At 67.5% G+C, this 14,266-nt stretch carries 12 protein-coding genes and 1 riboswitch; of the genes, 4 read left to right on the top strand and 8 right to left on the bottom strand.

What is annotated here, in order from left to right; all coding sequences use genetic code 11:
* Positions 1–37: 37 nt before the first annotated feature.
* The 5 genes from gcvT to AC5RWT_RS17895 form a co-directional block, all read right to left on the bottom strand.
* On the bottom strand, positions 38–1,189 hold the full coding sequence (gcvT, locus tag AC5RWT_RS17915) for a glycine cleavage system aminomethyltransferase GcvT (protein ID WP_494081336.1): 1,152 nt from the start codon (positions 1,187–1,189) through the stop codon (positions 38–40).
* Between the two features lie 16 nt (positions 1,190–1,205).
* Positions 1,206–4,082: an aminomethyl-transferring glycine dehydrogenase gene (gene gcvP / locus AC5RWT_RS17910; RefSeq protein ID WP_494081335.1), complete on the bottom strand. Its 2,877-nt coding sequence runs from the start codon at positions 4,080–4,082 to the stop codon at positions 1,206–1,208.
* Positions 4,083–4,255: 173 nt separating this feature from the next.
* A riboswitch (glycine riboswitch) is annotated at positions 4,256–4,357 on the bottom strand.
* Between the two features lie 107 nt (positions 4,358–4,464).
* Positions 4,465–4,977, bottom strand: coding sequence for a mycothiol transferase (locus AC5RWT_RS17905; RefSeq protein WP_494081334.1), 513 nt, complete (start codon positions 4,975–4,977; stop codon positions 4,465–4,467).
* Positions 4,978–5,047: 70 nt separating this feature from the next.
* A complete protein-coding gene (locus AC5RWT_RS17900; RefSeq protein WP_494081333.1) occupies positions 5,048–6,403 on the bottom strand; it encodes an MFS transporter in 1,356 nt (451 codons plus the stop codon).
* A 212-nt stretch (positions 6,404–6,615) separates the two neighbouring features.
* Positions 6,616–7,260: an FCD domain-containing protein gene (locus tag AC5RWT_RS17895; protein WP_494081332.1), complete on the bottom strand. Its 645-nt coding sequence runs from the start codon at positions 7,258–7,260 to the stop codon at positions 6,616–6,618.
* Positions 7,261–7,412: 152 nt separating this feature from the next.
* Here AC5RWT_RS17895 and AC5RWT_RS17890 point away from each other — a divergent pair, with 152 nt between their 5' ends.
* Both AC5RWT_RS17890 and AC5RWT_RS17885 read left to right on the top strand, forming a co-directional pair.
* Positions 7,413–7,685, top strand: coding sequence for a hypothetical protein (locus AC5RWT_RS17890; protein ID WP_494081331.1), 273 nt, complete (start codon positions 7,413–7,415; stop codon positions 7,683–7,685).
* Between the two features lie 68 nt (positions 7,686–7,753).
* Positions 7,754–9,643 carry a glycogen debranching N-terminal domain-containing protein gene (locus AC5RWT_RS17885; RefSeq protein ID WP_494081330.1) on the top strand — a complete coding sequence of 630 codons (1,890 nt, stop codon included), beginning with the start codon at positions 7,754–7,756 and terminating at the stop codon, positions 9,641–9,643.
* Between the two features lie 15 nt (positions 9,644–9,658).
* Here AC5RWT_RS17885 and AC5RWT_RS17880 read toward each other — a convergent pair whose 3' ends face one another.
* The 3 genes from AC5RWT_RS17880 to AC5RWT_RS17870 form a co-directional block, all read right to left on the bottom strand.
* Positions 9,659–10,816: a baeRF2 domain-containing protein gene (locus tag AC5RWT_RS17880; RefSeq protein WP_494081329.1), complete on the bottom strand. Its 1,158-nt coding sequence runs from the start codon at positions 10,814–10,816 to the stop codon at positions 9,659–9,661.
* A 150-nt stretch (positions 10,817–10,966) separates the two neighbouring features.
* Entirely contained in the window at positions 10,967–11,194 is a 228-nt protein-coding gene (locus tag AC5RWT_RS17875) for a hypothetical protein (protein ID WP_494081328.1), read from the bottom strand.
* A 58-nt stretch (positions 11,195–11,252) separates the two neighbouring features.
* Positions 11,253–12,437 carry a TerC family protein gene (locus tag AC5RWT_RS17870; protein ID WP_494042844.1) on the bottom strand — a complete coding sequence of 395 codons (1,185 nt, stop codon included), beginning with the start codon at positions 12,435–12,437 and terminating at the stop codon, positions 11,253–11,255.
* Positions 12,438–12,647: 210 nt separating this feature from the next.
* Between AC5RWT_RS17870 and AC5RWT_RS17865 the strand changes: the two genes are divergently transcribed.
* Positions 12,648–13,298, top strand: coding sequence for a hypothetical protein (locus AC5RWT_RS17865; protein WP_494081327.1), 651 nt, complete (start codon positions 12,648–12,650; stop codon positions 13,296–13,298).
* 175 nt (positions 13,299–13,473) lie between these two features.
* On the top strand, positions 13,474–13,797 hold the full coding sequence (locus tag AC5RWT_RS17860) for a hypothetical protein (protein ID WP_494081326.1): 324 nt from the start codon (positions 13,474–13,476) through the stop codon (positions 13,795–13,797).
* The last annotated feature ends 469 nt before the right edge of the window (positions 13,798–14,266 follow it).

Here is a 14,266-nt window from a genome sequence, read left to right as displayed (position 1 = left end):
GCTGCAGGGACGGCAGTTGCCATGGTGGCGGGAGCCGCTACTGTTCCCGCCGGTAGAAGGGCAGCTCGACGACGTCGAACGGCTCCGGCTTGCCGCGCAGGCCCACATCCACCCGGGTTCCGGGCTCGGCGAACTCGGCGTCCACGTAGGCCAGCGCGATCGGGTAGCCGAGCGTGGGGCTGGGTTGGCCGGAGGTGACTTCGCCGATGGTCCGGCCGTCCCTCAGCACCGGGTAGTGGGAGCGGCCGGCACGCCGGCCGGCGCCCTTGAGGCCCACGAGTTTGCGGGCCGATCCCTTTTCCTTCTGCGCCTCGAGGGCCGCGCGGCCCACGAAGTCGCTGTCCTTCTTGAGCGAGACCACGCCGCCCAGGCCCGCGTCGAAGGGGCTGGCCTGCAGGCTGAGCTCGTTGCCGTACAGCGGCATGCCGGCTTCCAGCCGGAGCGAGTCGCGGCACGCCAGTCCGGCCGGCAGCAGGTCGGCGCCCTGGCCGGCTTCGAGCAGGGCGTTCCAGAGCGAGCCGGCGTTGGTGTTCGGCACGTAGATCTCGAAGCCGTCCTCGCCGGTGTAGCCGGTGCGGGCCAGCAGCAGCTTGAGCGGCGCCCCGGCCACGGTGAAGTCCACCTCGTCGGCTGAGTAGTACTTCATCTCCCGCACGGTCGCGTGCTGAGCCGCCGGCACCAACTGGAGCAGGATCTCCACCGACTTGGGGCCCTGTACGGCCACCAGCGAGGTGTTCGCCGTGGCGTCCTCCACGGCGACGTCGAAGCCCTCGGCGCGAGCCGCCAGTTCCGCGGCGACCGTCGGGGCGTTGCCGGCATTGGGAACTACCAGGAACCGGTCCCCGTCCTGGTTCGCGGGACGCCGGTAAGTGATCAGGTCGTCGATGATCCCGCCGTCGGCGTTGCAGATCAGCGAATACTTGGCACGGCCCTCGGCGACGGCGGAGAGCTTGCCGACCAGGGCGTAGTCCAGGAACTTTCCGGCTTCCGGGCCGGTGACCCAGACTTCGCCCATGTGCGAGAGGTCGAACAGTCCGGCGCTGTTGCGCACGGCATGGTGCTCGGCCAGTTCACTGCTGTACTTCAGCGGCATCATCCAGCCGCCGAAGTCGGTGAAGGAAGCACCCAGTCGCTCGTGTTCCTCGTAGAGCGCGGTGTGCCGGGGCGTGGTGGTGGTCTCGGTAGTCAAAGGGTGCAGACCTTTCCTAGTTCTCGAAAGCTTCGGGCGGCGGGCAGCTGCAGATCAGGTGGCGGTCGCCGGCGGCGCCGTCGATACGTCCGACCGGAGCGAAGTACTTGTCCACCTGCAGGGCAGGCACCGGGAAGGCTGCCTGTTCGCGGGTGTAGGGGCGGTCCCAGTCGGAGCTGATCACGGCGGCGGTGGTGTGCGGGGCCAGCCGCAGCGGGCTGTTCACCAGCGGGAAGTCGCCGTTGAGCACCTGGTCGATTTCGCCGCGGATGGAGATCATCGCGTCGATGAACCGCTCGATCTCTTCCAGGTCCTCGGACTCGGTGGGTTCCACCATCAGGGTGCCGGCCACCGGGAAGGACAGGGTGGGGGCGTGGAAGCCGTAGTCGATCAGGCGCTTGGCCACATCTTCAGCGGTCACGCCGGAGCGGGCGGTCAGTTCGCGCAGGTCCAGGATGCATTCGTGCGCCACCAGTCCGTCATTGCCCGTGTAGAGCACCGGGAAGTGCTCGTTCAGCCGCTTCGCGACGTAGTTGGCGGCCAGCAGCGCGCTCTTGGTTGCCTCGGTCAGCCCCTCGGCGCCCATCATGGCCACGTAGGCCCAGGAGATCGGCAGCACGCCGGCCGAGCCGTACTCGGTGGCGGAGACCGGCACGCCCTTGCCCTCATGCTCGGCGAGAGCAGCGTTGCCGGGCAGGAACGGCACCAGGTGTTCGGCCACGGCCACCGGGCCGACGCCGGGGCCCCCGCCGCCGTGCGGGATGCAGAAGGTCTTGTGCAGGTTCAGGTGCGAGACATCGCCGCCGAACTTGCCCGGCTGGGCCAGCCCGACCAGCGCGTTGAGGTTGGCGCCGTCAATGTAGACCTGGCCGCCGGCGGCATGTACCGCGTCGCAGACGTCGCGCACGTCGGCGTCGTACACCCCGTGCGTGGACGGGTAGGTGATCATGATGGCGGAGAGCGCCTCTGCGTGCTGGTCGATCTTGGCGCGCAGGTCGGCGTGGTCGATGGTGCCGTCCGGAGCCGTGGCGACCACCACAACCTTCATGCCGGCCAGCACGGCCGAGGCCGCGTTGGTGCCGTGGGCGGAGGCGGGGATCAGGCAGACATCGCGCTGGTCGTCGCCGTTGGCCAAGTGGTAGCGGCGGATGGCGAGCAGGCCGGCGTATTCGCCCTGCGAACCGGCGTTGGGCTGGATGGAGACGCCCGCGTAGCCGGTGATCGCGGCGAGACGTTCCTCCAGGTCGGCGATCAGTTCGCGCCAGCCGGCGGTCTGGCTGGCCGGCGCGAATGGGTGGATGGAGGCGAATTCCGGCCAGGTCATCGCTTCCATTTCCGCCGTGGCGTTCAGCTTCATGGTGCAGGAGCCCAGCGGAATCATGGTCCGGTCCAGCGCCAGGTCGCGGTCGGACAGCCGGCGCAGGTAGCGCAGCATCCGGGTCTCGGAGCGGTAGCTGTGGAACACCGGATGGTCCAGGTAGGAGGAGCTGCGCAGCAGCTCTTCCGGCAGTTCGAAACCAGCGGCGCCGGCTTCGGCGGTCGTGTCGGCCGTGTCCTCCACGCCGAACGCCTCCGCGACCAAGGCGAGGTGCTCCGCCGTCGTCGTTTCATCGGTGGAGATGCCCACGTGGTCGGCGTCGATACGGCGCAGGTTCACGCCCTTGGCCTCGGCGGCGGCGGCGATCTCCGCGGCCTTGCCCGGGGCCTTTACCGTGAGGGTGTCGAAGAACTGGTCGGCAACCAGGCTGAAGCCGGCGCCGGTGATTACGCCGGCCAGGGTGCGGGCGGCCTCGTTGGTGTGCTGCGCAATCGCCTTCAGCCCCTCGGGGCCGTGGTAGACCGCGTACATACTGGCCACGACGGCAAGCAGCGCCTGCGCGGTGCAGATGTTGGAGGTGGCCTTCTCGCGGCGGATGTGCTGCTCCCGGGTCTGCAGCGCCAGGCGGTAGGCGGGGCGGCCGGCGTCGTCCTTGGACACCCCCACCAGGCGGCCGGGCAGCGAGCGCTCAAGCCCCGTGCGCACGGCCATGTAAGCGGCATGCGGACCGCCGAAGAAGAGCGGGACGCCGAAACGCTGGGTATTGCCGACGGCGATGTCCGCGCCCTGCTCGCCCGGAGGCGTGATCAGGGTCAGGGCCAGCAGGTCTGCGGCCACGGTGACCATGGCGCCGCGTTCCTTGGCCTGCGCGATCACGGGAGCGTGGTCGAAGACGCGGCCGGAGGCGCCCGGCTGCTGCAGCACGATGCCGGAGATGTCACCGTCGGGCAGCCCGGCGGCGAGGTCAGCCACCTCAACGTCGAAGTCCAGTGCCTTGGCCCGGCCCTTGACGACGGCGATGGTCTGCGGCAGCAGGTCCGCGTCCAGCACGGTCTTGCCGGCAGCTTTGGACTTGTTGGAGCGGCGCATCAGCAGCACGGCTTCGGCCACGGCGGTGGCTTCGTCCAGCAGCGAGGCGTTGGCGATCGGCAGCGCGGTGAGGTCCTGCACCATGGTCTGGAAGTTCAGCAGCGCCTCCAGCCGGCCCTGCGAGATTTCCGGCTGGTACGGGGTGTAGGCGGTGTACCAGGCCGGATCCTCCACCACATTGCGGCGGATCACGGCCGGAGTGATGGTGTCGTAGTAGCCCTGGCCGATCATCTGCACGGCCGTCACGTTCTTGGCGGCCAAGGCGCGCAGGTCGCCCAAGACCTGGGCCTCGCTGCGGGCGGCGGGTAGGGCCAGCGGTTCCTGCTGGCGGATGTCTGCGGGCACAGCAGCGTCCACCAGATCGTCGATGCTTGCGTAGCCCAACTGCTTGAGCATGGCTTCCGCGTCGTTCCGGCGCGGGCCGATGTGGCGGTCTGCGAAGGAAGTGCTGCCGGGCCGGGTGGCGAGGTTGGCTTTAGCCGTCATTGAGGAACTCCAGTTGATCCCCGGCATGGGGTGGCCATACCGGTAGTGAAGGGTTCCTCCCCGCTCTGTGACTGAACCTGAGAGATTCCGCAGGCGGACGGCCCGGGGGCCGATTCCTGCTTGCACCGTCGGTGAGCCGGTCCAGTATCGGTCCGGCTGCTTTCCAGAGTTGCCTCTCCGCGGCGGTACAGGGGCCTGAGAGATTCCTGGGGAGGTATTGCTCCTACGGCGCCTGCTGACCTAGTTGCTCAGCAGGACTCTCCCGCCGCATGTCGAAGGCTGTATGCAGTTGTTTCTAACTCCTTGAATGGTAGTCCAGCCGCTGGCAGGCAACAAGGTGGTGACCGTTCCGGAGCCGGCGACGGAGCCCAGAGCCAGCCCGCTAGACTTCCCCGCGGGCCAGCATGCCCTTGACGTAGGCGGCCTGGCCGATGTGCTCCATGCAGTCGTCCATGACGCTCACCAGCCGGACGCCCAGCTTCACGTGCGGCTCCCAGCGGACATCAACAATCCGGTCCAGGTCGTCCTCGGTGAGCCCGGCCAGATAGGCCAGCGTGCCCGCGTGCACGTCGTCGTAATAGTCGCGCAGCAAGTCGGGCGATTCCACCCGGACGGCCGCCACTTGGTCGGGCGTGTGGCCGTAGCCATGGTCCTTCTCGGCCAGCGGCAGGTCGAACCGCTCCGACCAGCCGGCAAGCCAGTACTGCTGGGTGCCGGCGACGTCGGCAATATGGTCGTCCTGGATGCGAGTCAGATGCCAGACGAGCCACGCGATCGAGTTGCTGTCGCCGCCCGGCCGGGCAGCTAACTGGTCGGCGTCGAGACCTTCCAGCACGTTGTGGACCCGTTCCTGGATCCGTCCGTAGGCATCGGCCAGCAGGTCGTTGAACTTCATGGCGCCTCCTCGTGGCGGACTTTGCGTCAGCCTACCGGCGCCGGGCCGGCCGGGGAAACGGCCAGCCGCTTCAGTCCCGGGCCGAATCCTCCAGATAGCGGGGCCGCCCGACGATGACCAGCCCCACCGCCAGGAGAAGCAGTGCGGCGCCCAACAGGCCGAAGGAAGCGCCCCAGTCGCCGCTGACGTCGCGCAGCAGTCCGAAGGCCAGCGGGCCGGCGCAGGCGACGGTGTAGCCGATCCCCTGCGCGAACCCGGACAGCGCCCCGGCGCCGGCCGTGGTTCGGGTCCGGAGGTTGACCAGCAGCAGGGCCAGGGCGAACGTACCTTGGCCCAAACCGGCCAGGGTGATCCAGAGCCAGGTGCCGAACGACGGCGACAGCAGCAGGCCGGCGTATCCGGCGGCGTAGAAGCCGATGAAGAGCAGGCCCAGGCCCAGCGGATTGCGCAGCCGCGCCGCAATCAGCGGCACCAGCAGGCTGGTCGGCAGGGCCAGGATGGCGTAGTAGGCCAGCATGGTGCCCGCCATCGGCGGCAACATTCCGCTGTCCACCAGCAGCGGCGGCAGCCAGGTGAACATGGCAAAGGTATTGGACGAGGTGCCGGCGAACACCAGGGCCAGGCCCCAGGCGAGCGGCGAACGCCAGACGCGCACCGCCGTCGTGCTGGTGGTTGTGGCTACAGCTGTCGCTGTGGCTGGCGCGCCAGCGCCCGGTGCGGGACCGGTCGGGCCTGCCGCCGACGATGCACCCGCTCCGCCCACGCCCGCCGCGGCCAGGGCATGGTGCATCGGCGGCCGGGTGCCGTCGCCGTGATCCGGCTCCAGGGGCTCCAGGCCGCCGGGCCGGTAGGGCTGCAGCACCAGGCGGGAGATCTTCCGCCGGGAATGTTCCGTCCACGCAGTCACCAGCCACGGCACCAGGGCCGCCACGCTCACGGCCGCCCAGACCCCGATCGAGAAACGCCAGCCCGCGGCCTGCTCAAGCGGCACGGCCAGCAGCGGGCTGAACGCGGTGCTCACCGCCAGCAGCGTCACGTACAGCGCGGTGATGAGGCCGATCCGGTCGGGAAAATAGCGCTTCACCAGCGGCGGCAGGAGGATGTTGCCAATGCCGTAGCCGGCCATGGTCAGCCCGGACAGGACCAGGAACGACGGCACATCGGAGGCCATCGCCCGGCCAAGCTGGCCGACCGCGGCCATGATGATGGCCACCAGCAGCAGGGCTTCCAACCCGAGCCGCCGCATCAGCACCGGCACGGCAAACCCGGCGGCGGCAAAGGCGGCGGTGGGCAACATGCCCAGCACCCCGGTGGAGGCGGTGCCGAACGGCAGCTCCGCGGCAATTTCCGCCAGCACCGGTGAGACGCCGGAGACGGCCAGCCGCAGGCTCAGCGCGAGCAAGAGGATGCCGGCAAGGACGGTCAAGCGGCCAGTAAACGGGGCCGGCTTCCGGGGTGCCGGGCCGTGGCTGGGGCGGGAGCGATCCTCGGAACGCGGTCGGGTATCGGCGGTCTGTTGTGCGGGCGAGGTCAAGCTTGGTCCAGGGGTCGAACGGCCGGGCGGGACGGCCGGATGGATCCGGCCGGGTTTCACCTTATCCCGTCACGGCGCTGGCTCCCGACAGACCCGCAGACCGGCTACGAACTCTCCGGCGCCAGCTCCTCGGCGAGGATCCAGAAGGTCCGGCGCAGCCTTTCCACGGCAGCCTCGGGCTGGCCGCGCTGCAAGTACTGCACGGTCTCGTCCCAACCGTCGGTCCAGATGGGATAGGCGACGGCATGTTGGAAGAGGTGCAGCCGGGCCAGCGAACGGCCGAGCACGTGGGTGTTCACTTCCCGCAGTTCCTGATGGTCGCCTGCCTGAAGGATGATGCCCACCAGTTCGCCATTGGCGCGGTGGGACGCCAGCATGTCGTCGTGCTGGAGGGCGGTCCGCAGCTCGTCCACCAACGTCGCCATTCTGTCGATCTCGCCGGCTGACAATCGCGGGGCAGCCCGTTCGAACAGTGCCACCAACACGACGCCCATCACATCGAGGAGCTGCACAACCTGCTGCCGGCCGAGGGTGGCGATGTGGTGTTCATGTCCGGCGGCTTCGATCAGGCCTTCTTCCGCGAGGGCCGCGACGGCCTCGTGCATCAGCTCATCTTCGGTGCCAAAATGCTTGGCCAGCCCGGACACGGTCACCGTGGTGCCGGGTGCCAGCCCGCCGGACAGGATCTCGTCCCGCACCCCTTGGACCGCCTCGCCCACGTTCGCCCGATCGGCCTCGCTGCCCATCATGAAGATCTCCTACCGACTATGATTATGACTGTCGTCACATAGAAGTAATGTACGTGAAAAGGTGGATCGGGGTCAGGTCGCTGGTTACTCTAATGAGACCTGCGGCACAGCGTCGTGCGGCAGGTTCTCATCGTGCAGTCAGGAGGTGCCGGTTGAACGCCATGTATGGTGCTCGGATCAACGTGAACGCCACCTATAAGGCCTCTGCCACCGCCAACAGCAAGAACCCCCACGACTGGGGCCGGGCCATGGCCGCCGCGCTGACCGACCTGGTGGAGCAGAGCGAAAGCGACGCTGCAGCGCATGACGAACTGTACGGCGAAGACCTCTGCTTGGTCGTCGAGGAGACGGAGAGCGGCGTAGAAATCCATCTTTCCTGGTCGCCGGGCGGGCAGGACGCTGTGGCCGGAGGCGCCGGCGGCTGAAGTATGCCGGCCAACTGGCTGCGGGCAAAAGACTGTTCCGCGGCAGCCGATACTGCCAAGATGAGTTCATGGTCTACCGCCAGCCGTATGTCCATGACCTCACCGGAGTTTTTGCGGCTCCGCTCCAGGCATGGAGCGAACCCCACGGACAGATTCGGGGACTTGGTGCGCAGGGCGTGTACTTCGGGGACGACCGGGTCCTGGCCCGCTGCCTGCTGACGGTCAACGGCCAGGAGCCGGAATGGATCTCCACGCAATCGCGGTCCGCCGGCCGGGCGGACTTCCTCTCCTTCCTCCAAACCGCAGCGGAGGGGACGGACCCGCTGGTCACCCTCAACCGCTCCCGCGCGGTGGAAGGCGGCCGGCTGGGCGAAGCGTTGACTTTTACCTCCGCGCTCCAGGATGAGTTGGAACTTCAGGTCCGGGTTGATCTCGTAGCCGATGCCATCCCGCTGGAACAGGTGCGTGCGGGGGCGGCCGGCGAGGCCGGTTCGGTGGCGCCCGGCGAGGCCCGCTGGAGCTGGCGTGACGGTACGCGCGCCGCGCTGACGGCCGAGGGCGCCGAAGCCGGTTTCGACGGCAGCTTGATCCGGCTGGAGTGGACGGCGCTGCTCAAGCCGGGCACCGTCGTCGTGCTTTCTTGGAGTATCGATTACGACGACGCCGGGGCTCCCCTCACTGCCGCATCGGCACCGGTGCTGCGCACGCCCTCGGTAACGGGCGACTCCCGGCTGCAGCGGCTGATGAGCCGCTCCCTGACCGACCTCAACAGCCTGCGGATGGCAGGGCGGGATGCCCCGGCCGACGTCTTCCTGGCCGCCGGCGCCCCGTGGTTCCTGACGCTGTACGGCGGGGAGTCGCTGGCGGCCGCCCGGCTGCTGCTGCCGATCGATTCCGCCGTCGCGGAGGGCACGCTGCGTGCGGTGGCCCGGTGGCAGGGCGCGGTGGAGAGGGAGGATACCGGCGAACAGCCCGGCCTCATGGTCCAGGAGGTGCGGCAGCGCCGGCTATCGATGGCCGTGGACGCCCCGGTGCGCGAGCTTCCCCCGGTCATCTACGGGTCACCGGATGCCACGCTGCTCTGGATCGTCCTGCTGCACGACGCCTGGCATTCCGGCATGCCCGAGGAGGCCGTCCGCGGCCTGCTGCCCCAGCTGGAGGCAGCCTTGGATTGGCTGCGGCGTCACTCGGACCCCGACGGCGACGGCTTCATCAAGATGCCGATCCCGCCCCTCCAGGGACCCGGGCACCAGGGCGCCGGGGACGTTCGCGGCGCCTACCGCTATCTGGATGGCAGGACGGCAACCGGAACCGTTGCGCCGGCCGACCTGCAGGCCTATGCCTACGAAGGGGCCCGCGCGGCATCGGTGCTGCTGGACTACTTCGGCGAGGCCGATGCCGGCAACGAGTGGCGGGACTACGCGTCGAGGCTGGCGAATAACTTCCGCCACCGGTTCTGGTGTTCGGACGACGCCGGGCCTTATCCGGCGATGGCACTCGACGACCGGAACCAGCAGGTGGACGGCGTCGGGTCCGGCATGGGGCATCTGCTGGGCACCGGGCTGCTGGACGCCGAGGAAACCCGGACCGTGGCCGGCCGGCTGATGGACCGCGCGTTGTTCACCGGCTATGGCATCCGCACGCTGTCCACGGCGAACCCGGGGTACTGGCCCACCCGCCGCCGTGCGGGAGCGGTCTGGAGCCAGGACACGGCGTGGATTGTGATGGGGCTGCTGCGCATCGGTTTCCAGGAGGAGGCCGCGCAATTGGCCGCAGGCCTGCTCGATGCCGCCGAGGGTTTCGATTACCGGCTGCCGGAACTCTTCAGCGGCCAGCCCGCGCTGGAGGTCCGGCCGCCCCTGCCCTACCCGTCGGCCTGCCGCCCGCACGCCGGCGCGGCCGCGGCCGCGGTGCCCGTGGCGCTGGCCTTGGGCGGCTTCAGGGCCAACGCGCTCTAGCGTTGGCCGCCGGCTCTAGCCTCGCGGCACGTCCGGGCCGGTGGGCCAGCGGAGCAACGCCGCAATGTTCTTTCCTCCCGGCAATGCACCTTTCGGCACCATGGTCACCCGGGCGTCGGTCAGCGCCGCGGCCCGAACCAGCGCCGCCGGTGCGGGAATCTTGGCCAGCAGTTCGCCGTTGACCGGTTGCTCGCCGGCCGTGGCGATCCAGGGTTCTTGGTTCAGCACATTCACGTGGTGATCGGCCAGAGCGTTGTCGTTCATGATCAGCGTGCCCACTTGCGCCTGCTGCAGCGCACGGATGCACTCGCCCAAGCCCACGGTCCACTCCGGATGGGCCTGTCCGGTCTGGTTGGCCAGCCGGTTCAGGATGGCTTTGCGCTGTTCGGTCCAGACGTGCGCCACCCGGGCGGCGATCTCGGCCCGGAGCGCTTCCTTGTCGGCGCCGCCGGTGCGGGTGTGCGATTCGAAAGTGGATTCGATCGCGCGGCTGGCTTCGGAGAGCTGCTCGACCACCAGCTCACGGGCCCGGATATCGCCCGCGATGATCAGCAGCCGCGCCTTGCTGGCCTGCACCACGCGATCGATTTCGGCGGCGATCTCATCGGCGTTCTTGCGCCAAATTTCTTCGGTGCGGTGCTGGTAGCGGCCCTGCGACCACCCGCCGCCGGGGATCTTGGTGAGGTTCTCCCGGTCGCCTTCCACCGTCCTCGTTTCCGCCACACCGTTTCGGCGCGCGTACTGCAAGTGGACTTCACCGCCGTCCCGGCCAACCTCTGCCACAACATACGGGAAGTCCTCACCGCGCGCCTTCAACAACGGCACAAGGTCCGGAATCGGGCCGGCCTCGACGAGTTCGGGCCCTGACATCGCGCCCGGAAGCACCTCGTTGACCTCTGCCTCGCCCCCGCGGACCAGCACGTAGCGGCTCACCGGCGATGGCACGCCGGTGGCCGGGGAAACGGCGTCGATCACGGCTTGAATATCCGCTTTCGCGGCGCCTTGCTTTTCGAGCGATTCACGCAGTCTGTCCGGCAGCACATCCCCCGCTCGGAGCGTTTCCCCGGTCCCGGTGCTGGCATCAACATAGACCGTAATCCACGGCCCCGGCTTCTTGTACAACTCGGCGTACTTCTTGTTCGCTGCGTGGGTCGTATTGACCTGCTCGGCCATCATGATCACCTTCCCGGGAGAATAGGAAATGCGGGTTTCTTGATCAGTAGCCCTCACGGTAGCACCGGAAGTTTTGCCCTTGATAGGGGCTGCAGAACTAATCCGGACCGGCCCGGCCAATCAATTCACCGGGCCCGTTTCCGCCGTCTGCTAACGGCTGTCTGGGTGCCGATTTTCGCCGTCCGGGCCCCGCCCACTCCCCCTCTTGACGGCCGAGGCCCGGCCCCCGCTGACCGCGGCGCCCAGGGCCACGCCGATGGCAATCCACCACCACTGGCCGGTCACCGATGAGATCACCACGCCAAGCAGGATTCCGAAGATCACGCCCATCATCAGCGGGTTGCCGGGCTGCCCTCCCGTCCTGCGTCCATCAGCCATGGTTCCACCGTAGGTTGGTCCGGAGGGGCCAGACTAGGCCCCTCCGGATCTGGACGGCTTAGCCTCGCTGGTACTCCGCGTGCTGGCGGTGTGCTTCTGCCACTTGTTCGCGGATCTTGTCCACATCCTTGGCCTTGTTGCGGTACTTCGGCTCCATTTGCTCGATCTGGCGCTCTTCCTCCACCAGCAGCCCGTAGATCCGTTCGCGCTCTGCTTGGTCTGCGGTGTAGGAGAGATCAATGTAGTTGAGCGCGTGGCGGCGTGCATTGTTGATGGCAGTCTGTGCTTTGCCGGCCTTGCTCATGAGCGAGGCGATGACGGTCACCACCAGGACGCCGATGATCACGGTGAGCGAAAGTCCGGTCGAAATTTCGATGACCGGCACCGGATTGCCGTCGTTAATAAAGGGCAGGTTGTTTTCGTGCAGCGCATGCAGGATGAGCTTCACACCGATGAACGCCAGAATCGTTGCCAGCCCGTAGGACAGGTAGATCAGCCGGTCCAGCAGGCCGTCGATCAGGAAGTACAGCTGGCGCAGGCCCATCAGCGAGAATGCCGTGGCCGTGAAGACGATGTAGACGTTCTGTGTCAGGCCGAAGATCGCGGGGATGGAGTCCAGCGCGAACAGGATGTCAGTGCCGCCGATGGCTACCATGACCAGCAGCATCGGAGTCAGGGCCCGCTTGCCGTTCTGGATGGTGAACAGCTTGTCGCCGTCGTAATAGTCGGTGGTGTGGAAGAAGCGCCTGGCCATCCGGATAATGAAGTTGTCCGCCTCGTCGCCACCATGGGAAGGCTTGAGCAAGTTGCCGGCCGTGATGATGAGGATCAGGCCGAAGGCGTAGAACACCCACGCGAAGGAATTGATCAGTGCGGCGCCCAGGAAGATGAACCCGGTCCGCGCGATCAGCGAGAAGACGATGCCGAACAGCAGCACCTTCTGCTGGTCTTCGCGGGGAACTTTGAAGCTGGCGATGATGATGAGGAAAACAAATAAGTTATCTACCGAGAGCGCTTTCTCGGTGATATAGCCGGCGAAGTACTCGGAGCCCATCGCCGCGCCGCCGAAGATCAGCACCAGGATGCCGAAGACAACGGCGATGCCCACGTACAGGGCCGACCAGATGGCGGCTTCCCTCAGCGACGGCACGTGGGCTTTGCGGATGTGGAAGAAGTAATCGAAGGCGAGCAACGCGAGGATAACGGCGATCGTGATGCCCCAGATAAGGGGAGAAACGCTCATGGTTCCCTTTCGTAAGCGGGTAGCGGTTTAGCCCGCAAGTCTCTCCTCCGGCACTGCCGGTCACTGCAGCCGGCCGGGCGTCGGTGCCCTACGTGTTGACGGCTGCAGCGCATGGGGATACTCCCTTACGCAGTTGTCAGTCTAACGACGACGGCGGCGCTCGCCTAATGATGCAAGGGAAATCCAAGGTGGGCCGGACAGGATCTGTTGATGGAACGGGCCCTGCCGCTGCTGACCGCTGCCGTCCTGCTCGCTGCCCTAGCCGGCTGCTCCGCAGGCGCCGATGACGCGATAGTGCCGCCCGCGGCCGAACGCGGATTATCGGGGAACTCCTTGACGGCGGACGTGGCTTCCAGCGGCAGCAACCCCACACCGGGAGTGGGTTCCGGCAACGCCCCGACGCCGGACTCAGCTTCGGGCAACTCCCCCGGCGGCGCTGCCAGTCCCAGTCCCAGTCCCAGTCCCAGCCCGGTGATTACAGAAATGGTAGCTCCGACTTCGCAAAACCGGCCGAAGGACGAGGCCCCCACTGGCGAGGCCAAGGCCAGGATCGTGGCTGGTGCCGGTGGCGTCCTCGGCCAGAGCGGGCACGGTGCCTACGTCTGTAAGCTCATTGGCGCCCCCACTGTCAGCCTGTCTTCGGACGACAACTCCATGCCCGACAGCAGCGTGGCGCTGGCCATCATTGCCGACGAAAGCGGCACCACGATGCTGGAATTGCCGACGGGCGAAAATAACCTCGCAACTTACTGCACCGACCCCGGAGGGGTGGGACCGAGCTTCACCGGCACCAGCGCAGCCTTCGTCGTCACCGAAGGCGGCAGCACCGACGTCGAAATCACCGCAGCCCCACACCCGTGACCACCGTTGGCCCAGCCTCGGCTCCCCCGGCGCCCCAGCAGCCCGGGAACTCACTCACCTGGGGCCCCGCCCAGTGCCACCCTGTAGGACAAGGCCGGGGATGGGTGATAGCTTTCGACGAACTGTCGGCCGCTCGACGAGCCCGAAGCCGGCCAACGCTGAAGGGAGCACCACCATGTCCTATTACCTGGAGTATGTCGTTCCGGCCGATCCGGACGAGGGGAACTTCGAGTTTCCGGTCAGCGAAGAGCAGCGCGGCTACACGGTGCCGCTGAGCGAAACCGATGCCGACGTCATCAGCACCGACAGCCTGCCCGTCCGGACCGAGGTGTTCGGGGCGTCTCTGGCGGAAGCCAAAGAAGCTGCCGAGTCCATCCTGTCCCACAGCAAGGCGGACCAGGCACGGCTCTTCGACGACCCCGACGACTCAATGCAGCCGGGAGCGGGCACCTTGGTCGCCAGCTACACGGAGAGCGACGGCTGGCAGGATTACGAGTAGCCCCTTGGCCGACCCGGGTTCCGCCCGGCGCTGTAGCTCAGGACGCGTGTCACCGGCCCCCCAGCCATGCTTTCGACTGTGCCTGAAGCGCCCCTGACCCTTCAGGCTCCCTCAGCTCTGCTTTCGACCCCTCCCAGGATCTCTCCGACCTCCAGGTACCTTCACCCCTGCTTTCGACTCCCAGCCGGATCTTCCGGATCTCCCACCACTGCTTTTCCACCGCGGTCTCGGCTCTCCACCGCCTCCACATCTCCTGCTATCACCGCCTACTCTGACTTCAGCATGGGGAGCCCAAATTGTCGTACCCGGCTGGTTGAGTGGGGTTATGGATGGGATGGCGGAGCGGGAGCCGGTCGCTGGGGAGGGCCGGCGGTTGCCTACGCAGGAGGAGCGTGAGGCGGCGATCGCTCAGATTCTGGCCGGGATGAAACCGGCCCGGAAGGAACCGGTCCCGGTGCCGGAGCGGTGG

The sequence above is a fragment of the Arthrobacter sp. Dra40 genome, assembly GCF_059091905.1.
The sequence above is the reverse complement of the archived record's forward strand: the minus strand, read 5'-3'. Positions and strand labels throughout refer to the sequence as shown.

Coding starts and splice junctions, on each gene's coding strand:
- AC5RWT_RS17895 (WP_494081332.1), bottom strand. CDS start 7,260: ATGATGGGCAGCGAGGCCGATCGGGCGAACGTGGGCGAGGCGGTCCAA.
- AC5RWT_RS17860 (WP_494081326.1), top strand. CDS start 13,474: ATGTCCTATTACCTGGAGTATGTCGTTCCGGCCGATCCGGACGAGGGG.
- AC5RWT_RS17865 (WP_494081327.1), top strand. CDS start 12,648: ATGGAACGGGCCCTGCCGCTGCTGACCGCTGCCGTCCTGCTCGCTGCC.
- AC5RWT_RS17905 (WP_494081334.1), bottom strand. CDS start 4,977: ATGAAGTTCAACGACCTGCTGGCCGATGCCTACGGACGGATCCAGGAA.
- AC5RWT_RS17880 (WP_494081329.1), bottom strand. CDS start 10,816: ATGGCCGAGCAGGTCAATACGACCCACGCAGCGAACAAGAAGTACGCC.
- AC5RWT_RS17870 (WP_494042844.1), bottom strand. CDS start 12,437: ATGAGCGTTTCTCCCCTTATCTGGGGCATCACGATCGCCGTTATCCTC.
- AC5RWT_RS17875 (WP_494081328.1), bottom strand. CDS start 11,194: ATGGCTGATGGACGCAGGACGGGAGGGCAGCCCGGCAACCCGCTGATG.
- AC5RWT_RS17885 (WP_494081330.1), top strand. CDS start 7,754: ATGGTCTACCGCCAGCCGTATGTCCATGACCTCACCGGAGTTTTTGCG.
- gcvP (WP_494081335.1), bottom strand. CDS start 4,082: ATGACGGCTAAAGCCAACCTCGCCACCCGGCCCGGCAGCACTTCCTTC.